This is a genomic window from Gemmatimonadaceae bacterium (genome assembly GCA_036273715.1).
Lineage (GTDB): Bacteria > Gemmatimonadota > Gemmatimonadetes > Gemmatimonadales > Gemmatimonadaceae > JADGGM01.
Window position 1 is genome coordinate 174,167 of the sequence record DASUHB010000072.1, and the last position, 20,139, is coordinate 194,305.

14 protein-coding genes and 1 tRNA gene are annotated in these 20,139 nt (G+C 66.1%); 8 read left to right on the top strand and 7 right to left on the bottom strand.

Translation table 11 applies throughout. The features are described 5' to 3' along the window. Positions 1–8 precede the first annotated feature (8 nt). From VFW04_17830 to VFW04_17840, 3 genes are read right to left on the bottom strand one after another with little or no spacing between them, the layout of a single operon-like run. Entirely contained in the window at positions 9–2,276 is a 2,268-nt protein-coding gene (locus tag VFW04_17830) for a glycogen debranching N-terminal domain-containing protein (GenBank protein ID HEX5181196.1), read from the bottom strand. Continuing rightward, on the bottom strand, positions 2,273–3,709 hold the full coding sequence (locus VFW04_17835; GenBank protein HEX5181197.1) for a cysteine synthase A: 1,437 nt from the start codon (positions 3,707–3,709) through the stop codon (positions 2,273–2,275). The genes VFW04_17830 and VFW04_17835 overlap by 4 nt, the downstream gene beginning before the upstream one ends. Beyond that, positions 3,706–4,233 (bottom strand): TonB family protein, encoded by a 528-nt coding sequence (locus tag VFW04_17840; protein ID HEX5181198.1) that lies wholly within the window; start codon positions 4,231–4,233, stop codon positions 3,706–3,708. Before VFW04_17840 ends, VFW04_17835 begins: the two co-directional genes overlap by 4 nt. 62 nt (positions 4,234–4,295) lie before the next feature. Between VFW04_17840 and VFW04_17845 the strand changes: the two genes are divergently transcribed. From VFW04_17845 to queF, 4 genes are all read left to right on the top strand, one after another. Beyond that, a complete protein-coding gene (locus VFW04_17845; protein HEX5181199.1) occupies positions 4,296–5,351 on the top strand; it encodes a D-alanine--D-alanine ligase in 1,056 nt (351 codons plus the stop codon). Continuing rightward, entirely contained in the window at positions 5,348–6,010 is a 663-nt protein-coding gene (locus VFW04_17850; protein HEX5181200.1) for a hypothetical protein, read from the top strand. Before VFW04_17845 ends, VFW04_17850 begins: the two co-directional genes overlap by 4 nt. Positions 6,011–6,098: 88 nt before the next feature. Beyond that, on the top strand, positions 6,099–7,043 hold the full coding sequence (locus VFW04_17855; GenBank protein HEX5181201.1) for a rhomboid family intramembrane serine protease: 945 nt from the start codon (positions 6,099–6,101) through the stop codon (positions 7,041–7,043). 48 nt (positions 7,044–7,091) lie between these two features. Next, positions 7,092–7,484 carry a preQ(1) synthase gene (gene queF, locus VFW04_17860; GenBank protein ID HEX5181202.1) on the top strand — a complete coding sequence of 131 codons (393 nt, stop codon included), beginning with the start codon at positions 7,092–7,094 and terminating at the stop codon, positions 7,482–7,484. A 1-nt stretch (position 7,485) separates the two neighbouring features. Here queF and VFW04_17865 read toward each other — a convergent pair whose 3' ends face one another. Beyond that, positions 7,486–8,358: a hypothetical protein gene (locus VFW04_17865; protein ID HEX5181203.1), complete on the bottom strand. Its 873-nt coding sequence runs from the start codon at positions 8,356–8,358 to the stop codon at positions 7,486–7,488. Between the two features lie 206 nt (positions 8,359–8,564). Between VFW04_17865 and VFW04_17870 the strand changes: the two genes are divergently transcribed. Continuing rightward, positions 8,565–8,637, top strand: a tRNA-Phe gene (locus tag VFW04_17870). Positions 8,638–8,711: 74 nt separating this feature from the next. On the opposite strand, the gene VFW04_17875 is transcribed toward VFW04_17870, so the two are convergent. From VFW04_17875 to VFW04_17885, 3 genes are all read right to left on the bottom strand, one after another. Next, positions 8,712–10,319: a hypothetical protein gene (locus VFW04_17875; GenBank protein ID HEX5181204.1), complete on the bottom strand. Its 1,608-nt coding sequence runs from the start codon at positions 10,317–10,319 to the stop codon at positions 8,712–8,714. A gap of 113 nt (positions 10,320–10,432) precedes the next feature. Beyond that, positions 10,433–11,167: a hypothetical protein gene (locus tag VFW04_17880; GenBank protein HEX5181205.1), complete on the bottom strand. Its 735-nt coding sequence runs from the start codon at positions 11,165–11,167 to the stop codon at positions 10,433–10,435. A 178-nt stretch (positions 11,168–11,345) separates the two neighbouring features. Further along, a complete protein-coding gene (locus VFW04_17885; GenBank protein ID HEX5181206.1) occupies positions 11,346–13,928 on the bottom strand; it encodes a BTAD domain-containing putative transcriptional regulator in 2,583 nt (860 codons plus the stop codon). 249 nt (positions 13,929–14,177) lie between these two features. Here VFW04_17885 and VFW04_17890 point away from each other — a divergent pair, with 249 nt between their 5' ends. The 3 genes from VFW04_17890 (at position 14,178) to VFW04_17900 (ending at position 20,095) form a co-directional block, all read left to right on the top strand. Continuing rightward, positions 14,178–15,518, top strand: coding sequence for an aminotransferase class I/II-fold pyridoxal phosphate-dependent enzyme (locus VFW04_17890; protein ID HEX5181207.1), 1,341 nt, complete (start codon positions 14,178–14,180; stop codon positions 15,516–15,518). A gap of 199 nt (positions 15,519–15,717) precedes the next feature. Next, on the top strand, positions 15,718–16,920 hold the full coding sequence (locus VFW04_17895; protein ID HEX5181208.1) for a hypothetical protein: 1,203 nt from the start codon (positions 15,718–15,720) through the stop codon (positions 16,918–16,920). Positions 16,921–17,161: 241 nt separating this feature from the next. Further along, positions 17,162–20,095: a SusC/RagA family TonB-linked outer membrane protein gene (locus tag VFW04_17900; GenBank protein HEX5181209.1), complete on the top strand. Its 2,934-nt coding sequence runs from the start codon at positions 17,162–17,164 to the stop codon at positions 20,093–20,095. The last annotated feature ends 44 nt before the right edge of the window (positions 20,096–20,139 follow it).

Consider the following 20,139-nt stretch of genomic DNA (forward strand, 5'->3'; position numbering starts at 1 on the left):
GAGCGCCGTCAGGTGCGCTCCTCCACCACCAGCTCCACCGTGCCGCTCGCCGAGAGCAGGTCGACGTCGACGCGGTGCTTCTTCGTTCGCGTGAACCGGATCGAGAGCCGGGATCTGCCCACCGGAAGGTTGCGGACCTCGAGGCGATCGACGCCATCGGGCAGCGTGGGCCGCACGACGCGCAGATGTCCGGCGAATCCATCGGGCTCCAGGCCTAACAGAGTGCTCAACAGGTACGGGATGGATCCGGCGGCCCACGCCTGCGGATGGCACGCCACCGGAAACCGGACCGGCGTCTGAAACTCGGCCGTCGAAAATCCGGCGAACACTTCGGGCAGCCGGTACGACCGAAAGAACGCCGCGGTGCGGAGCAGCGCCGCGAATACGCGCCGTGCTTCGGCGTCGAGCCCGTAGTGACGAAAGCCCGTCGCGATGAGCGCGTTGTCGTGCGGCCACACCGTGCCCAGGTGATAGCCCACGGGATTGAATCGCCGCGCCTGCGCCGACAGCGTGCGAATGCCCCACCCCGAGAACATGTCGGGCTCCATCAAGCGCTTGGCGACGCGCCGCGCGCGCGCCGGCCTGGCGATGTGCGACCACAGCACCTGTCCGGCGTTGGACGTCACGACCGACAGCGGGCGGTCATCGCGCTCGAGCGCGAGTGCGTAGCAGCCTAACTTGGCCAGCCAGAAGTCGCGCTCGAACCGGCCGCGGAGCGCCTCTGCCTCGGCGCGCAGGGTGGTGGCCCGCGTCGGGTCGCCCGCTCGGTCGTACAGGTCCGCGATCAGCACGCGCGCGAGGAACGCATAGCCCTGCACCTCGGCCAGCGCGATGGGTGGAGATGCGAGCTTGCCGGACGCCGTCACGATCGCGTCGCCGGAATCCTTCCAGCCCTGGTTGATCAGGCCGTGCTCCGATGTGCTCAGGTAGTCGATGTATCCATCGCCGTTCGAGTCAGCGCCGTCGGTCATCCACGTGAGTGCGAGCTCGACGTGGTCGCGCAGCTCGCGGAACAGCGACAGGTCGCCGGTCCACATCGCGTGCCGCGCGATCAGGATGAGGAACAACGGCGTGGCGTCCACCGAGCCGTAGTATGGCGTGTGCGGGATGAGGCCGAGTCGCGCCATCTCGCCGATGCGAATCGAGTGCAGGATCTTGCCGGGCTGTTCATCGCGCCACTGATCCGTGTCGTGTGCCTGGTAGACGGCGAGGAGTCGCGCGGTCTGCTCGGCGATGCGCGGCTCGTACGCGAGCATCTGGATTGCGGTGATGGCGGCGTCGCGGCCGAACAGCGTCGCGAACCACGGGAGGCCGGCGGCGTAGTATTCCTCGCCGCTGATGCTGCTGCGGAGCAGGCGCAGGTCGGCGAACGAGCGCTCGAGCACGGCGTCGAGCAGCGGGTAGTCCGATGCAACGCTGGTGCGGGGCGTTTTCGCCAGTGCGCGGTGCGGCGCCGCCTGGTGGGTGCTGCGAGTGCGCGCGGAGACGCGTCCGGCGGTGGCGGTGGACGCGCGCTCGTCGATGCGCAGCGTCACGCCTAACGTCACCGCGCGGCGCGGCGCCAGGTGGATGTCGAACCGCGCCGTCTGCCGGCCGCGGCGCCGCGGCGCGCGCGAGAACGCGATGGACAGCGAGCGGCGGCAGTGGTCGCGTCCGTCGTAGGACAGCGTCAACGACCGGCCGCGCCACCGCGGCGCGTGCCGTTTGCCTAACGTTTGCTGGAAGAGCCCGCGCACGGCGAACACATCCTCGAACCGGGCGTCGAACATGAGCGTCAGCGGCAGCGTGATCGGTTCGAGGCCGAGGTTCCGGAGCTCGAGCACATCATCGAGGCCCGGCGTGTCGCCGTGCAGCGTGCGGGTCCACCGGATGCCCACCGTCTCGCGCGGGATCAACCGTCCGCGTCCGAGACGCAAATCGGGATTCGCCAGCTCGAGCACGGCGCCGCGGCCGATGTCGTCGGTGGTGGCGGCGAGCACCGTCGGCTGCTCTTTGCCTAACAGCATTTCGTAGCCGCGCAGGTAGCGGCAATCGTGGAAGTACAGCCCCAGCCCGTGGCCCGGTGCGATGGGGACGCAGCCCGATTGATCCGTCAGGAAGAAAACGTTCTCGACCTTGGCGACGATGGCGTCGGCAATGCCCGAGGTGACCGACGGCGTGCCGTGCGTGAGGATGCGCTGCTTGCGATCCGCGAGCTCTGCCTTGCGTCCGTTTTTTGTGCCCCGCCCCCGCCCCCGCCCCCGGCCCCGGCCCCGCCGCCCGTGACCGTCCCTCATCGCGCCATGAGGAATTGCAGAACGTCGGATCGCGTCACGATGCCCGCGATGCGCTCCTGGGTGCGCACGAGCACCGCCGGGTTGGACTTCGTGAGCAGCTTCACCACACTGTCGAGCGACTGGCCGGACTCGACTAACGGAAACGGCGCGTCCATCACATCGCCCACCGTCGCATCCAGGAGCTTCGTGTTCTCGAGCGCCTTGGCCGACACGACGCCCTCACTCACCGAGCCGACGCAGTTGTTGCCGTCGATCACCGGGAGCTGCGAGACGTCGTGCAGATTCATGAGGCGCAGCGCCTGGCGCACGGTGGCGCCTGTTCCCACCGACACCACGGTTGGCCCGTGGTCCGGCTTGGCCCCGAGGAGATCGGCGATGCGTACGCGATCGGGAGCGAGCAGCTGGTTCTCGCGCATCCAGTCATCGTTGTAGAGCTTGGACAGATATCGCTCGCCCGTGTCGCACAGGAAGGTCACCACCAACGCATGCGGGTCGTTCACCTCGCGTGCCACCTGCAGCGCGACGTGCGCGATGAGCCCGGACGATCCGCCCACGAACAAGCCCTCTTCGCGGGTCAGTCGACGCGCCATCGCGAACGCGTCGCGATCGCTCACGGTGCGGTAGTCGTCGATGAGGTCCAAGTCCAGAGTGCCCGGTACTTTGTCCTGACCGATGCCTTCCACCTTGTACGGCGATCCTTCGATGTGGTTCTTGCCCTTGCTCCGCCAGTACTCGGCGAGAATCGAGCCGGCGGGATCGCCGGCGATGATGCGAATAGCCGGGTTCTTCTCTTTCAGGTAGCGGCCTGTACCGGTGAGGGTGCCGCCCGTGCCCGCGGACGCGACGAAATGCGTGATGCGGCCGGCCGTCTGCTCCCAGAGCTCCGGGCCGGTCGTTTCGTAGTGCGCCTGCGGATTCGCGTCGTTGTAGAATTGATTGGCCAGGATTGCGTTAGGCAGCTCGGACGCGATGCGCTTGGCCATCATCACGTAGTTGTCCGGGTGGTCGGGCGGCACCGCGGTGGGCGTGACGATCACTTCGGCGCCGAACGCCTTGAGCAGCCGCACTTTTTCCTGCGACATCTTGTCGGGCATCGTGAAGATGCACTGGTATCCCTTGAGCGCCGCGGCGATCGCGAGCCCGATGCCCGTGTTTCCGCTCGTGCCTTCGACCACGGTGCCGCCGGGCTTGAGTTTCCCTTCCCGCTCGGCCCGTTCGATGATCGGCAGGCCGATGCGATCTTTCACGCTGCCGCCCGGATTGAAAAACTCGGCCTTGCCGTAGACGGGCGTCGCGATGCCGTGCGTCACCCGGTTGAGCCGGATGAGCGGCGTCCATCCAATGGTTTGCAGGACGTCGTCGTAAGGCAGCCGGTTGCGCTGGCTTGCGATCGAGGCCGCCGGGATCGAGGTGGACGCGGAGGTAGTGGTCATGGCGAACGGTGTTGGGCGGAATGCGCCGTGTCGTGCAGCACGGTGTCGCCGGGGAGCGGCGGCATGTCCGGCCGGCGGAAGAACACGGGCAGAAGAATCGAGATGCTCATCGGCTGGCCATGCAGCATTGCCGGTCGGAAGCGCAGCGATTGCGAGCCGCTCACAGCAGCCGAGTCGAGCGCCGGATATCCCGACGACTCGACGACGGTCGTGGACTCCGGCGCCACCCTGCCGGTGGAATCGATGCGAATACGCAACGTCACGTTGGCCTGCACGCGCTGTTTGTAGAGCGATGCCGGGTAAAGGAACGGTGACTTGTCGTTGAGCATCACCGGCATGCTGTCGGGCCGCACGCCTGCCGATTCCTGCACGCTCTCGATCGCCTTCTGCGCCGTGTCACGATCGATGCAGCCGGCGCCGGCGACGAGGAGCGTCGCAAGCACCGCGCCCGTGGCGGCGCGTCGCGCGCGAGAACCAGAGGCAGAATGGTCGAGGCAGCGAGCCGCGGTCCGCGTGACGTGCATGGCATCAATGTAGCCGCGCGGTCTACCTTGCCGCACCATCCGAGCGCGCCCATCCTTCCCCCATGAAGATCACGGTGCTGTTGGGTGGAACGTCGGCGGAGCGCGATGTGTCACTGGCCTCAGGGCTTCGCATTGCGCGGACGTTGCGAGACGGGGGACACGACGTCACGTCGCTCGATCCGGCGCGGGGCGTGATCGACGAGGGCGAAGAACGCGCGATGGAGAATGCCGGAGTGATGAAACCGGCGCCCCCATCGCTGTCTTCACTCGAGCAGATGACGCGGACGTCGCTCTCGCCCTCACTCGGCGCGCTGCCCGCGGTGCGCAAGGCCGACGTCGTCTTTCTCGCCTTGCACGGCGGTTTCGGCGAAGACGGAACGGTGCAGGCGCTGCTCGACATGGTCGGCGTTCGCTATACGGGAAGCGGTCACCTGGCGAGCGCGCTCGCGATGGACAAGGATCTGTCAAAGGTGTTGTTTCGCGCGGCCGGCGTGCCCACGGCGGACTGGCTGCTCGTTAGCCAAGCGTCCTGTTCTCGTCCAAAGGCCGAGCAGGTCGAGAAGAAGTTGGGCTGGCCGGTGATCGTGAAGCCGTCGAAGCAAGGGTCGACGGTTGGTCTTTCGTTGGTTCGTACTGGAGCTGATCTCGCGCCGGCGGTGACCGAGGCGCTGCAGTACGATGACGAGGTAATGATCGAGCGATTTGTTCCGGGAAGAGAACTGACGGTGAGCGTGCTCGGCGACCAGGCGCTGCCGGTGGGCGAAATTTTCCCGCGTCACGAGATCTACGATTACGAGTGCAAATACACGCCTGGCATGGCGCGCGAGGAGTTCCCGGCCAAGCTCTCGGCAAGCGAGACGGCGGAAGTTCAACGGCTGGCGCTGGCTGCATTCTGCGCGCTCAAGCTTGACGGCTACGCGCGCATCGACTTCCGTATGACGGACCGCGGTGAATTTTTCTGTCTCGAGGCGAACACACTGCCTGGGATGACACCATTGAGCTTGCTGCCTCAGGCCGCGGCGGCGATGGGACTCGATTTCGGTGCGCTGTGTGAGCGCATCGTGCAACTCGCGGTGACGAAAGCATCGCCGGCGAGCGGGGGGAGAGACGACACGTGACGGCGCGCACGACGGGACCGGCGGCGGCGATCGCAGGAATTTCGCCCGGGATTCAGAGCCAAGGCATCTGGATGGGGCGACGACAACTTTTTGTGCGATTTGCCGCGGAAGCGGAGACGGCGGTGCTGTACACGCCCGAGATGCTGGCGCGGCATATCCAGCGGGTCGTCGGGCAGTCGCCGCTGCATTCGATTTCCCTCGGCGGGCGCGATCCGTTGGCGAGTGAGGAACTTATCATCGACGCGCTTCAGCGGTGGCAATCGACCATTCCGGTGATGCTCGACTGCGACGGTGAGCGGCCCGACGCGGTGACGAAGGTGGCGCCGTACGTCGGGATGGTGCAGGTGACCGTCGAGTTCGTGAATACGGCGTCGAGTCTGGACCGCGCGTTGGCGTCGCTGGGTGCAGCCTCTGCCGCCGGTCGCGACCACGCTGCCGTATTGACGCCACACGAGGGGACGACCGACGGTCAGATGCTCTGGTTCATCGAGCAAGCACACCAGGTGGCGCCCGGCACGAAGATTGTTGTCCATCCGGTAGTTGGGTCGGAGCGCACGGGTGTGGACCGGCGGTACGCGTCGCTAGTGGAGCGGGGAATGGCGATCCATCACGACCTCGCGTTTTGGCTTCGGATCCCGGGCCCGGTCGGTGGTCGTTAGCGCTTTGAGCAGCTGCGGGCAGGGTGAGAGGAACCGCCCTGATTCGATCGTGTTATAACGACAAGGCCGTCCACGTACGCAGGTCCGCATGTCCTTCACGAGCGTCGACGAACAGGAAGCCCCGCGCCTTACTCCGGCCGTCCAGTGGCTGATCGCGCTCAACGTCGCGGTCTTTTTCATCCAACTGACGCTGGTGGGGCAGGCGGATGTACAGCGGGCGCTCGCGTTCGAAGTGCGCGACCTCACGACGCGTCCGTGGACGATCGTCACCTACATGTTCGTGCACGCGGGCTTCTGGCATCTCGCGCTCAACATGTGGATGCTGTGGATGTTCGGCCCGCGCGTGGAGCGCGCATGGAATGCCCGGAGCTTCACGTTCTTCTACGTGTTGTGCGGGTTAGGCGGATGGCTGTTCCACCTGATGATTGCGCGCGATGGCCAGTATCTGCTCGGCGCATCGGCGGCGATCTTCGGCGTGATGCTCGCCTATGCGATGCGTTGGCCGGACGAGGAAGTGACGCTCTTCCCGTTCGTGTTCATCTCGATCAAGGTGCGTTGGTACGTCGTGCTGCTGGTCGGGCTCACGCTGGTGCAGGGCATGGTGTCGCTGAACGGCGGTGACACCGGCGTGGCGTACATGGCGCACCTGGGCGGATTGTTCGTGGGCTATCTCTACCTGCGCGTCGCCGCGGCGCACAACGGTGCGGCTGGCGGCACGAGCGGCATCGACCGGCTTCGCCAACGGATGTCGCAGGTGCCGGACATCAACGACGAGACGCCGCGCGCGATACCGCGCGCTCAGCCGCGCTCGCGCGAGCGGACGAACGAAGTGGATGACATCGTGGCGCGCAGCAACGCGCTCATGGCCAAGCGCGAGACGCTGGGTCCATCGCTCGCCAGCAAAGTGGGCAAGAAGAAGACGGAGGAGCTCGATCTCGTGCTCGACAAGATTTCCGAGCGCGGCATCAGCAGCCTGACGCACGATGAGCGGCGGCTGCTCGAGGAGATGTCGAAGCGGTTGCGGAACGACTGAGCGCGCGCGTCGCGTTGCTCGTTCCTCGGCGGCGGTCTATTCTTGAGCATGCCGCGCCCAGAGCTGCTCGAAGCCTTTCCCAATCCGCATATCGGCCGCACTTACGAGATTCATCTCGAGTGCCCGGAGTTCACATCGCTCTGTCCTGTGGGCGGCATCGAGAGTGACGCCGCGGAGTTGTCGCTGTTGCAAGGCGGCGCTCCGGATTTCGGCACGATCCGGATCACGTACGTGCCCGCGGAAAAGTGCATCGAGCTCAAGAGTCTCAAGTTGTATCTCTGGAGCTTCCGCAACGACGGAATTTTTTACGAGCGAGCGGTGAATCGCATCCTCGACGATCTCGCCGCGTGCGCATCGCCCAGCTTCATGGAGGTCGTGGGCGACTTCAACGTCCGCGGCGGGATCAAGTCGGTGGTAACGGCTCGGTACGGGAGCCGGTAGGTCAGGTTCCCTTGACGGTGAAGTCCTGCATCATGCCGTGGGCGGCGTGCGGTTTTCCGTCCTTGCTGTCCGGCACGAAGCAGAGGAACGCGTAGTTGCCGGGGGTGAGATCGGCGGGGAAGTAGGCCGTGTCGCCCGGCGCGATGGCCGTGACGCCGCCTAACAGCGCACCCGGCGGCGGCCCCTTCATGCCGTCGGTCCACTGGACGAACTGTTTGGCGGTCTTGCCGGGCTCGAGACGGACGAGCACGATCTCGTGCGACTGCGGTCCGCTGTTGATGACGCGGAGCACGTGCTGGCCGGCGGTGAGCGGCGCGGAGGAGGTGAAGCTGTAGTCGGCGAGCGTGACGGTGGCATCTGCGTTCGGCGCAGGAGCGCTGGCCGACGACGGGGTGACGGTGAGCTCCCGCACCATGCCTTTGGCGACGTGCGGCGTGCCGTCGGGGCTCGGCACGAAGCACACGATGGCGTAGGTGCCCGGCGCGAGATATTCGGTGGCCTCCGACGTTCCGTTAGGCATCGGCGGATTGGGCCCGCCGGCGTCGACCGCCCACGCGGGCGGCGGGCCGGCCTGCTTGAGCGCGGCCTGGAAATCGGCGAACGACTTGCCCTGCTCGAGGCGCACGAGCGCGGCCTGATGGACTTCCTTGCCGTTCGACACCATGCGGATGGTCGTGTAGCCGGCGGGGATCGACGCCGGCGCATCGAACGCGTAATCGGTGGCGGTCACAGTGAGAACGTTGGGCGCAACCGGCGCCGGCGCAGCGGCGGTCGTGCTGTCACCGGATTTGGCGTCGGGAGTGGAATGACTGCACGCGGCGACGACGGCGGCCGCCAGCATCGGCGCGACGCAGGAACGCAATGAATGCGACATGGTCATGACTCGGGAAACGGGGGAGAAACGGCGATTGGCGTGAAACAATACTTGGTTGTCCCATAGATCGCGTCAAGCTACTGTCCTGCCCGCCACGACCTGGACATTTCGTATGACGTAGGCGACCGGCGCTTCTGCTCACGCCCTCGGGCGCCTCCGGGGTCCGCTTGAGGACGGCACGGTGACTGGCTACCTTTTTGTGCTCCGGCCAGGTAGCTCAGGTGGTAGAGCAGCGGACTGAAAATCCGCGTGTCGGCGGTTCGACTCCGTCCCTGGCCATCGAAAACGCGAACGAGGGGCGAAGCGCACATGCGGCGCTTCGCCCCTCGTTCATCTCGGCGAGCGAATCCGGGCTACTTCGACGTCGCCGTCGCCACGCGGCCGGCTGTTCCGTTCACACCCGACGTCGCATCGATGAACGACGCGATGTTCTCCTTCAGCTTGGCCAGCGACGGCTCGTACACATACATCATGTGTCCCGCGTCGTATTCGGCGAACTGCACGTGGCCGCGGAGATCCTTCGGCAGGTCCATCTGGTCAAACGTCCACTCGGCTGCGTAGTACGGCGTCGCCAGGTCGAACAATCCGGAGTTGAGCAGCACGTGCAGGTGCGGGTTGAGCTGCAAGGCCTGCGCGATGTCCACGGCGACGTTGGTGTGGCCCGGCCATCCGCCGCGGCGCCCGTGTTCCCAGTTCCACGGGTTCACGTTCCCGCTCACCGCGTACTGCTTGTCGCGCGGGAAGTTGAGATCCGTGTGCAGGTAGGTCTGGAACGTCGAAACGAACGCCGAGCTGATCGAGGATGACTGCGGGTCATACGGCGACCGCTGCGCGAGCATGTCGAAGGTCGGACCCGTGAAGCGCGCATCCAGTCGGCCAATCACTTCGCCGTGCTCGCGGAGCAGCTCCTTCTCGAACTCGGGTGCATCCACCTGCAAGTTCGCGCGGTCGATGTAGCCGGTGTCGAGTCCCGTGTACTTGTGCAGCTGCTCGATGATGCGCGCGCGCTCATCCGGCGCGAGCTCATCGCCCTGCATGAGCGCGTGCAGGTAGTCGGTGGTGGCAAAGTGCTCGACTTCCTTGAGGAACGGCCGGAGTTGCGCCGGCTGGTCGGGCAGGACTTTGTGATACCAGGCGACCGCGGCATACGACGGCAGATACATCACGTACGGCATCAAGTTGCCCGGGTCGAACGTGATGGTTTGGAAGTCGAGTACGGACGACATCAGGATGACGCCGTTGAAATCCATGTTGTCGGCCTGCTGCAGATAGTTCACGAGCGCAGCCGAGCGCGTGGTGCCGTAGCTCTCGCCCAGCAGATAGCGCGGCGAGTTCCACCGATCCTGCTCGGTGAGGTAGCGGCTGATGAATTGGGACAGCGAGCGGACATCTTCGTCCACGCCCCAGAACATCTTGCCCGTCGCCTTGCCTAACGGATGGCTGAAGCCCGTGCCGATCGGATCGATGAACACCAGGTCGGTCTTGTCGAGCGGGCTGTAGGCGTTGTCGACCAGCTGGTAGGGCGGCGGCGGTGCGTGCGTCGTGTCGGGCGTGACCACGCGTTTGGGGCCGAAGGCGCCCATGTGCACCCAGAGCGACGACGAGCCGGGGCCGCCGTTGTAGGCGAAGGTGATCGGCCGGTGCGACGGATCGGTGACGCCGCGCTTGATGTAGGCGGTGAAGTAGAGCGCGCCGATCGGTTCGTTGGCGGTGTCGCGGAGAATGATGTCGCCGACGGTCGCATCGTAATCGATGCGCTGTCCGCCGATGACCACCGAATGTTGCGTGGTGACGCGCTGGACGGTCGTGTCGGACGGCGACTCGCGGTTAGGCGCTGGCCGCGGCGTGGTGTCGCGGGCTTGCTCCGCGGCGCGCTGGGGTTGGCGGCGCTGCTGCGCCGGCGTCGTCGCCGGCAGGGCGGCGGCAACGAGAAACAGAGCAACGAAACGCGAAGGAGACATGGTCGGGCGAAGCGGCTGGAAGGTGAGCGGGAGACCGCGAACAACCGATGTGAATAAGGCGAAGATTCCCGCCACGCGCCACTCCCGCGACGGAGACCGGCGCGTTCGTTCGGCTACGGGTGCGACTCCTTGTCTTTGGACCCGCTCATGAGGCTGCCCATGATGCTGGTCACGCTCACCTTCTTGTAGCTCGGCGGCGGTGCGAACATCGATGCCGGCACGCTGCCTTCCTTGATGTTCCGGAGCTCCATGTGGTCGTCGCGGTCGTCGGCCTTGGATACCACCTGCAGGCGGTCGTCGATCCACACCGTTCCGGTTCCACCGTCCTTCGCGTCATCGATCCACTGCCATTTGTGCGCGGGGCGTCCGTCCACCTTGTCGCTGCCGAGGCTCTTGCACGTGAAGTGGGGCGGCGTGTGCGACTTGTCGTGCGAGACCGCGGCGAACGGCATGGCGGTGGTGTTCCACTCGGTGCACGGGTCGCCGGCGCCCGCGGGGCGGAAGAAGCGAAGCACGGGGCCGAAGGTCGCGGTGACGAGGGACGTGAACATGCCGGCGTCGAAGTATTCCTGCTTTCGATCGTTGATGAGCAGCGTGCTCTTGTGCGCCGGGTCGAGCACCAGCGCGCCTAACTGCGACGTGTCGGTCGACTCGATGCGCAGCTTGCCATCCGACAGATAGATGTGGGTCGTCGAATCGGTGGGCTGGCTGGGGTCCACGAGGTCCGCAGAAAAGGACGGTCCGGTCCAGACCGGTGCGCCGGCGTCGCCGCCGAAGCACGCCGCACCGAGCGGCGCTGCGCCTAACGCGGCGATCATGAACCAACGGGACGGGCGTGACGTGCGCATCGGGCCTCTCCTTCAGTCGGGGTCTGTCGCGAACGGGGTGCAGCGCCTCCTAGACATACCCGACGGCATCCGCGGCGCAAGAGTTTCAGCCGGGGGCGGCGCGGTCGGCCGCCCGTGCGCGCGATGCGGGCGCTCGACGGCCACGGCGGCCCGCCGCGTGCCTAACGAAACGCCAGCGTTAGCCGCGCGCGCGCACCAGGCGGCGCCGCGCCGCCTCGGCGAGCGCGGCCCGCCGGCGGAACGCCGGGTCTCCGTGCTGCCAGCTCCGGGCGACGATCGCATAGTGCGCGGCGGCGCTGTCCGGCTCACCCGCGGCCTCGAAGCTCCGCGCGAGCATCTCGTGGACCTCGGTGCGCGTCAGATAGAAGCTGGACGATTCCACGGGTCCCCGCAGCGCCGACGAAAGAATCGCCACCGCTGCGCGCGGCTGTCGCGCGGCCAGCCAGGCCCGGGCCAACTCGAGGTTCGCGCGCGTGTAGCCCTCGCTCGGCGAGAAGATCGCATGCGAGAACTCGCTCAACGCCCGCGCCGAATCGCCGCGCGCGCGCCAGAGCAGGCCGCGCAGATAGTGCGGCAGCGACCAGTCGCGGCCGTACGAGCTCAAGCGCGCCGATCCCTCCACCGAGTCGGCGAGCTGTGTGAGGCGCACCGTGTCGCCATCCGCCGCCCAGGCCGTGCCGGCGTGGGTGAGCATCCAACTGCGCTGCCGGGCGAGCGAGCCCGGTGCGTTAGGCGCCGCGTCAGGCGGGACGGCGGCCATGGAATCGAACATTCGCGCCGCGGCACGATAGTGTCGCTGCTCGAACAACACCTGCGCTTCCGCGTCGCCGCTCAGGTCGCGCTGCGACACGTTCGCGGCGAGCGCGCGGGCGGCCGTGAGCGCGTCGCCTAACCGTCCCTCGCTGCGGAACGCAATGACCTGCCACCACAGCACCGACGTCGCAGCGTCCGGCCCCGCCGTCTGCAGGCGCGCGGACAACAGCCGGTCGGCTGCCGCGTAGTCGTCGGCGTGTATCGCGATCACCGCCATCTCGACTGCCACGTCCGCCGAAGGATCGAGCGCGGCGGCAGTGCGCTCCGCCTCTTCCGCCTCGTGCTCGCGGCCCGACCGCGCGATGACACCGACGAGCGCGACCCACGCCGCCGCCGAGCGTGGCTGGCGCCGCACCCATTCGCGCGCCACGCGCTCGCCCGCGCCAAGCGAATCCGCCATGATGTACGCCTGGACGAGGTTGTCGAACGCGACACAGGCCGCGCACAACGGCTGCGCCGTGATTACCTCGCTCGAGTCCATGTCGATCACGTGTCGCAGGTGCGGCACCGCGCCCAGGAAGTCGCCGGCGGCGATGAGCGCGGTCGCGAGCGCGATGTGTCCTTCCGGTTCCGTTGGATAGCGTGTCGCGAGCGACTCGGCGATTTCCATCCGGTTCTGGTCGTAGGTCCCGGATGCCCACGCGGTTTCAATGATGAGGCGCTCTCGCTCACTGGCGCGCGGCGCAAGCCGTTTCGCGCGGATCATGAGGGAGGGTCCTTCCGGCGAGCCCAGATCGTATGCGCACTGCGCGGCGTAGTACGCGGCCATGGCGAACGACGTGTCCTCGTCTAACGCATCGAGGAAGAGCGACCGCGCCAACCGCGCGTCGCCGTGGTCGTAGAGCGCGCGAAGCCCGGCGGTGAAGAACCGGGCGGCGATCGGCGAGGCGGTGGTGACGACTTCGTGCGGCGCGCGCGAACGCCTAACGGAACCTGGCGCGCCGTCGACCGTGCCGGCGCTGGCGTCGGGCGGCTGCTCGCCGGACCGCACGGCCACTGCGCCGTAGGTCGCGCCGGCGGCCAGGAGCAGCGCCGCCGCCGGCGCGAGCCATCGGCGCGCACGCCTCCCCGTCGAGAGTCGCAGCATCGCGTCGGGCGGCACGCTCGACCCCTCGGGCGCTGCCTCTGCCGCCGCCGCTGCTTCCTCGCTCGGGCGAGGCGCCGGTGCGACCGGCGCGCGCGCCGGCATCGCGGGCGGTGCATCGGTTACCGTCGCTGAAGCCGTGGTCCGTGCGCGGATCGCCGTGACCAGCGCCTGTGTCTCCGCCGATGGCTCGGCGTCGAACTCGTCCCGCGCGCGTCGGACGAAATCCTCGTACGCGCGCAGTGCCCCGGTGCGATCGCCGAGCCGATCGAGCAGGGCGATGAGGCGACGGTGCGATCGCTCGTCGTCGGGCGCACGCGCAGCCGCCCAACGCGACCACCGGACTGCGTCTGTTCCCGACCCTGCTGCCTCGCACCGATCCGCGAGCGCCCACGCGGATGCGATAGCTTGCTGCCGACGGCTGGAGCGCTGGTGCGCGAGCCACTCGTCGAACTCGTTCGATGCGCCTGTGACGAAGAAGCCGTGCAGCAAATCGCCACCGTACAACTCGAGCGCCTCCGCGGCCTCGCCGCGAGCGAGCGCATCATCGAATGCGCGCGCGTCGCACCAGAATTGATCCGAGACGATGCCCAAATCTTCGGCGCCGTGTCCCTGCACCGTGTCTGCGCCCAGGGTCCTTCGCAGAAAGTGAACCGCCTGCCTGAGTGCGCTGCGCGCCCGATCGCCATCCATCTCGGGCCACAACAAGGCGAGGATGGTATCTCGGCGGTGATAGCCGGCAGGCGTGGCGATCGCGAGGTATGCGAGCAGCGCCAGACGCTTGGGCTGACGGAGGATCGAGAGAAGCTCGCGTCCGTCTTCATCGCGCAGATCGAGGCCGCCAAGCGTACGAAAACGAATCATTGAACCGGGTCCGCTTGGAGCACCTGGCCCTCTCGTGGGGGGCCGCCGCAAAGCGCAGAGGAGTGATGCCGCCGCTTCGCGTCCATAGTACTGGCAATGGCCCTGAGTCGGAAGCCGGGCGGCCGGTCAGAAAGCGGTCAGGCGGCTGCCCTGGATCTTCCCGCGTCGGCCAATTCGCGATGTGCGACGCGCTCATTTACCTTCATCGCAAACCCGTCGGACATCCGGACTCGCCTTTCGAGAGCAGCAATGACGCTTGATGCATCGACCAACTTGGCCACGGCCGCGGACACCGGTTCGGCCGCGCCGCCTTCTTCGAGCGCGACGCGCGATAAAGCGGCGTCACGCGTTTCGCGAGCTGCGGCGTCGTTGCGGGCCTCGGCGATTCTCCGCATCGCGGCCGACATTCGCGAGCTAACGGCGGCCGGTCGATCGATCTGCAATCTCACGGTCGGTGATTTCAGCCCGCGGGAATTTCCGGCGCCGGCGGAGCTCGTGTCCGGAATCCAGGAAGCGCTGCGCGCCGGCGAGACGAACTATCCGCCGTCGAGCGGGCTGCCCGAGCTGCGCGATGCCGTCGCCGCATTTTACGGCAGGCGGCTCGGTCTCGAGTTGAAGGCCGAGAACGTTGTGATCGCGTCCGGTGCGAGACCCGCGATCTACGCGGCCTATCGTACGATCCTCGATCCAGGCGATGCGGTGGTGTATTCCACGCCGTCGTGGAACAACGCCGACTACTGTCAGATCGTCGGCGCGACTCCCCGGCCAGTGGTGTGTCCGGTGGGCGATGCGTTCCTGCCCACGCGCGCCGCACTCGAGTCGCCCGTGCGCGGGGCGCGCATGCTCGTGCTCAACTCGCCGCTCAATCCGGCGGGCACGGCCTTCGATGCCGACACCTTGCGCGACATCTGCCAGCTCGTGGTCGCCGAGAACGCGACGCGAGGAGCCAACGAGCGTCCGCTGTTCCTGCTCTACGACCAGGTGTACTGGATGCTGACGCTGGGCGACACGCGCCACGTGCATCCGAGCATCCTGTGTCCGGAAGTCGCGCCCTACGTGATCACGGTGGACGCGATCTCGAAGGCGTTTGCGGCCACGGGAGTGCGCGTTGGTTGGGCGACGGGCCCCGCGGATGTGATGCGTCACATGGCGGATTTCCTGAGCCACGTCGGGGCCTGGGCGCCGCGTGCCGCGCAGATCGCGACGTCGGGATTGTTGGGCGACGACGAATCGATCGACACGTATCACCAGTCGATGCATGCGGCGATCGCCGCGCGACTCGGCGCCATCCACTCGGCGTGCAATGAGATGCGCGCGGCCGGCCTGCCGGTCGGTTCGCTGCCACCGATCGCGACCATCTATGGTAGTGTGCAGCTGGAATTGGACGGCCGCCTGACAAGAGACGGCCGGACGCTGCACGGCAGCGAGGATGCCCGCCGATATCTGTTGCAGGAAGCGGGCGTCGCGATCATCCCGTTTCAGGCGTTCGGTGTTCCGAACGACGGCGGATGGTTCCGCTGCTCAATTGGGGCCGTGTCGATGCCGGCTCTCCAGTCGGGTCTTGCGAGGGTGCGGGCAGCGATCGAGTAGGGCGAGGTCGCCAGGATTTCACCCCTTCATTGAAGTGCTGCGCAGGCGGATCGGGGCGTCTCACCCCGGATCGGTTGCGGTGTTCGTCTGGTTCATACACAATAACACAATGAGTTTCTTGTGAATTCTCTAATTCACATTGGCTCATCATGTTATGCGTTTGGGCTCGCGGATGTCTCTCGATCATGTGGGGTGAATCATGCACAAAATCTCGGATGCCGGCCGCCTCGGTCCGCGGCTCGCGCTCCTCGGCGCGCTGGCTCTCGCCGCCGTCACTGCGCCGATCGCGTGTGACTCGAGCTCGGCAACTCGGCCTTCTCGGCAGGTCATCGAGTCTGGCAAGGCAATTTTCCGGTTCGATACCTACGGAGACGAGAAGTTCTGGACCGATACCTTGCACATGAACACCGTCATCCAGACGGCGGTCGACCCCACGACCGCGCTGGCGGTGGGTCTCAAGGTCGACGCCGACACGTTGCCGCCGGCGGTGCTGCAGGCGATCGAGACGGGGCAGGTGGATCTCCACAGCCCGGCGACCACGGTCACGCTGCTCAAGTTAGGCGCGGTGGTCGGCGTCAAGGCGACGGTGGATTCCAACAACAACATCGTGAAGGTCGGCATCACGTGCGCGCTCTGCCACTCGACGGTAGACGACCGGATCGCACCGGGCATCGGCTCGCGGCTCGACGGCTGGCCTAACCGGGACTTGAATCCCGGGGCGATCATCGCGCTCTCGCCCGCGCTCAGCGCGGCGCAGAAGGCCGTCTACAACTCGTGGGGCGCCGGCAAGTACGATCCTCGATTCAACTTCGACGGGCAGAACGGGCCGACGGTGATTCCGCCCGCGTACGGCTTGGCCGGCATCCACAGCGAAACGTTCACCGGCGACGGGCAGCAAGTAGCCTATTGGAACCAATACGTCGCCGTGACCCAGATGCACGGCCAGGGCTCCTTCTCCGACCCGCGGCTCGGCATCGATGTCGTGCAGCTGCCCGACTCCGTCGCGCCCAAACTCCCCGCGCTCCAGGCGTACGAGCTCAGCCTTGCGGCGCCGGCGCCGCCCGCCGGCAGCTTCGACTCCGCGGCCGCCGCGCGAGGCAAGCTCGTCTTCCAGGGCCAGGGCAAGTGCTCCACCTGTCACGCCGGGTCGACCTTCACCGACGCAAACGAACGCTTGCATTTGCCGGCCGAAATCCCGACGGATTCGATGTACGCTTTGCGCAGCGCGACGAAAAAGTGGCGCACGTCGCCGCTCCGCGGCGTCTGGCAGCATCCGCCGTACTTCCACGACGGCAGCGCAGCGACGCTGCTCGATGTCGTGAACCGCTATGACACAGCAAAAGGACTCAATCTCACCGATCAACAAAAGGCCGACCTCGTGCAGTACCTCCTGTCGCTGTGATTTTCGTTCGCACGCATCGCCAGCCCGTGCGGTGACCGCGACGAACGAACATTTGACGTACTGCTGACCACGCACGGCCCTCATCCGAGGGCCGTTTTTTTTCCCGCCTGACAAGCGTGCTGCTGAGATCGGCGAGTGTTGACGAAGCGATGACATGTCTTTAACGTCGCCAGTTCGGGTCTACTCGCTGGGAGACGATGTAGGCTCACGTCTCTCCCTTCTCCCGCATGCAGGAGGTTACGTGCGAACCTGTCGTGTCTTTCGCTACGCGGCGCTGCTCTCGTTCCTGTGCAGTCCAGCCGCACTTGCGCAGCGGGCAATCCACGGAACGGTGACAGACATCGAGTCGAGCGCACCGATTCTCTCCGTGCGAGTGTCCGTGAGAGGCGCGCCCATCGGCGCTTACACTGATGCCGCGGGCAAGTTCACCATCTCCAACGCCCCTGCCGGCGCCATCACGCTCGACGTCAAACGCATCGGCTATCAGGCCAAGAGCGTCGCACTCGGTCCCGATCAGAATGAAATCACCATCCAGCTCAAGGCTGACGTGCTGCAACTCAGCCAGATGGTGATCACGGGGCAAGCGACGCAGGTCTCGAAAGCAAACGTCGCTAACGACGTCGGCACGGTGGGTGCGGAGGATCTCACGCGCACGCACGCACAGACGCTCGACGATGCACTCACCGGCAAAGTGGCCGGCGCCATGATCTCGTCGAATTCCGGCGCGCCTGGCGGTGGCATGCAGATCCAGATGCGTGGCGTCACGTCGATCTTCGGCAATTCCGAGCCGTTGTACGTCGTGGACGGGCTGCCGATCTCGAACACCACCATCAACAACGGCCTGAACGCGCTCACGCAGTCGGCCGGCGGGATGGGCCAGTCGAACCAGGATAACGGCGTGAACCGCATCGCCGACCTGAATCCCTCCGACATTGCGTCGATCGAAATTCTGAAAGGACCGTCTGCCGCCGCGATCTACGGATCCGAAGCGGCCAACGGCGTGGTCGTGATCACGACCAAGCGCGGACAGGCTGGCAAGCCGCGCTTCTCTGTCACGCAGCGCTTGGGCACCAACCGCCTCGCGCACACGATCGACCTGCGTCGCTTCTCCCTGGCGGACGCCGAGGCGTTCGTCGGGAAGGCAGTCGACACGGCGACGGTCGAGCAATGGTTCCAGGACAACGGCGGCTTCCACGACTTTCAGAATGAAGTGTACGGGGACAAGAGCCTCTCGTACGAGACGGATCTGAGCGTCAGCGGCGGAAGCGAGAACACGCAGTACTTCGTGTCCGGTCTCGAATCGCACGACAACGGCATCATGAAGAACACCGGCTACGACAAGCAGTCGCTGCGCGGCAACCTGACCCAGATGTTCGGTTCGAAGCTGCAGCTGCAGGTGAACACGAATCTCATTCACTCGTTGACGAAGCGTGGCATCAGCAACAACGACAACGTGAACGTGAGCCCGTACATCGTGTTCTCGGCTACGCCGACGTTCTTCGACTTCCAGCCGAAAAACGGCGTCTATCCGATCAATCCGTTCCTGTCTAACGGAAGCAACCCGCTGCAGACGATCGCGCTCGTACGCACGCCCGAAGACCTGTACCGGTTTCTCGGCTCGGTGAACGCGACGTACACCGTGTTCACCGCGGGGCCGCAGAGCTTGCAGGCGATCCTCGATTTAGGCATCGACCACTACGCGTACAACTCGAACCTGTATTCGCCGCCGCAGCTGTACTGGGAGCCGGCCGACGGGTTGGATGGCACGGCCACCGACGAGAACGCGAGCGAAACCCGCGCGCCGGTCGCGCTCACCCTCAAGCATCAGTTCTTGAACGGTGACAACGGCTTCTCGGCGACCACGTCGCTCGGACTCCGTCGCGGGTACGACGACATCACACAGACCAACGTCGTGACCCAGAACCTGCTGGGCTCGCAGTCGAACATCGACCGCGGCTCGGCGGTGAACGTGTTCGAGAATCGCTCGTCGGTTCGCACGCTGGCGCTGTTCGGCCAGGAAGAGGTGCTCCTCATGGACCAGAAGCTGTACCTGTCGGCTGGTCTGTTAGGCCAACGCAGCACGAACAACGCGTTCGTCAACCGGATGTACTATTTCCCGAAGTTCGCGGCGTCGTACCAGCTGCCGACGTTCGGCGCGTTCAATCAGTTCAAGATTCGCGCGGCCTTCGGCGAGACGGGCAACGAGCCCAACTACGGCGACAAGTTCACGTCGATCGCCAGCGGCACGAACGATGGCCAGATCGCCGGTGCGCTGGTCGGCACGGTTGCCGATCCGAATCTGCACCCGGAGCGCGAGCGTGAAATCGAAGGCGGCATCGATGCGGGTCTCTTCAACTCGCGTCTCTCGATTTCACTCACGGGATATCAGAAGGACAACACGGATCTGCTCCTGCAGGCCGCGTTGGCGCCGAGCACCGGTTTCGCCACGCGCATTTTCAACGGCGGATCGATTCGCAACCGCGGCGCGGAAGTGTCGATCAGCGGGTTCCCGCTGCAGATGAAGGACTTCTCCTGGAACGCGCGCGTGACGTTCAGCCGCAACGAAGGCACGGTGACCAACCTTCCGGTCCCGGCGTTCGAAGCGCCTAACGCATTCGCCGCGATCTTCGGCGAAGGATTCATCCAGCAGGGCCACTCGCCGTCGCAGCTCGTCGGCATCGACTCGGCGGGCAATCTGATCCAGATGGGCGATGCCTTGCCGAAGTACGTCATGACGTTCTCGAGCGACTTCGGCGTCGGACCTGTACACCTCTACGCGTTGGTGGACTGGCATCACGGGGGCAACGCCGTGAACCTGACGCAGGCGCTGTACGACCTGAACGGCACCGCCGGGGATACCGCGGCGGCCGCGATCCGCGCCAACAACTTCTTCAACGGGGTCACGGACTACATCGAGCCGGCGGGATTCGTCAAGCTACGCGAGATCACGCTGTCGTACGAGCTGCCTCCTTCGCTCGTGCATGGCGTGTTCGGTAGCGCGGCATCCGCGGTTCGCCTCGAGGCCAGCGGCCGGAATCTCTACACCTGGACCAAGTACCTCGGCCTCGATCCCGAGGTCAGCAACTTCGGCAACCAGAACATCAACCGTGGACAGGATGTCGCACCGTATCCTCCGTCTCGCAGCTTCTTCTTCACGATCGGGGTGGACTTCTAATGCGCGCGCCATCACTGACTCCAGCGGCTTTCCTCTCGCGCAGC

Coding starts and splice junctions, on each gene's coding strand:
- VFW04_17880 (HEX5181205.1), bottom strand. CDS start 11,167: ATGCGCACGTCACGCCCGTCCCGTTGGTTCATGATCGCCGCGTTAGGC.
- VFW04_17855 (HEX5181201.1), top strand. CDS start 6,099: ATGTCCTTCACGAGCGTCGACGAACAGGAAGCCCCGCGCCTTACTCCG.
- VFW04_17895 (HEX5181208.1), top strand. CDS start 15,718: ATGCACAAAATCTCGGATGCCGGCCGCCTCGGTCCGCGGCTCGCGCTC.
- VFW04_17840 (HEX5181198.1), bottom strand. CDS start 4,233: ATGCACGTCACGCGGACCGCGGCTCGCTGCCTCGACCATTCTGCCTCT.
- VFW04_17890 (HEX5181207.1), top strand. CDS start 14,178: ATGACGCTTGATGCATCGACCAACTTGGCCACGGCCGCGGACACCGGT.
- VFW04_17830 (HEX5181196.1), bottom strand. CDS start 2,276: ATGAGGGACGGTCACGGGCGGCGGGGCCGGGGCCGGGGGCGGGGGCGG.
- VFW04_17865 (HEX5181203.1), bottom strand. CDS start 8,358: ATGTCGCATTCATTGCGTTCCTGCGTCGCGCCGATGCTGGCGGCCGCC.
- VFW04_17835 (HEX5181197.1), bottom strand. CDS start 3,709: ATGACCACTACCTCCGCGTCCACCTCGATCCCGGCGGCCTCGATCGCA.
- VFW04_17875 (HEX5181204.1), bottom strand. CDS start 10,319: ATGTCTCCTTCGCGTTTCGTTGCTCTGTTTCTCGTTGCCGCCGCCCTG.
- queF (HEX5181202.1), top strand. CDS start 7,092: ATGCCGCGCCCAGAGCTGCTCGAAGCCTTTCCCAATCCGCATATCGGC.
- VFW04_17885 (HEX5181206.1), bottom strand. CDS start 13,928: ATGATTCGTTTTCGTACGCTTGGCGGCCTCGATCTGCGCGATGAAGAC.
- VFW04_17845 (HEX5181199.1), top strand. CDS start 4,296: ATGAAGATCACGGTGCTGTTGGGTGGAACGTCGGCGGAGCGCGATGTG.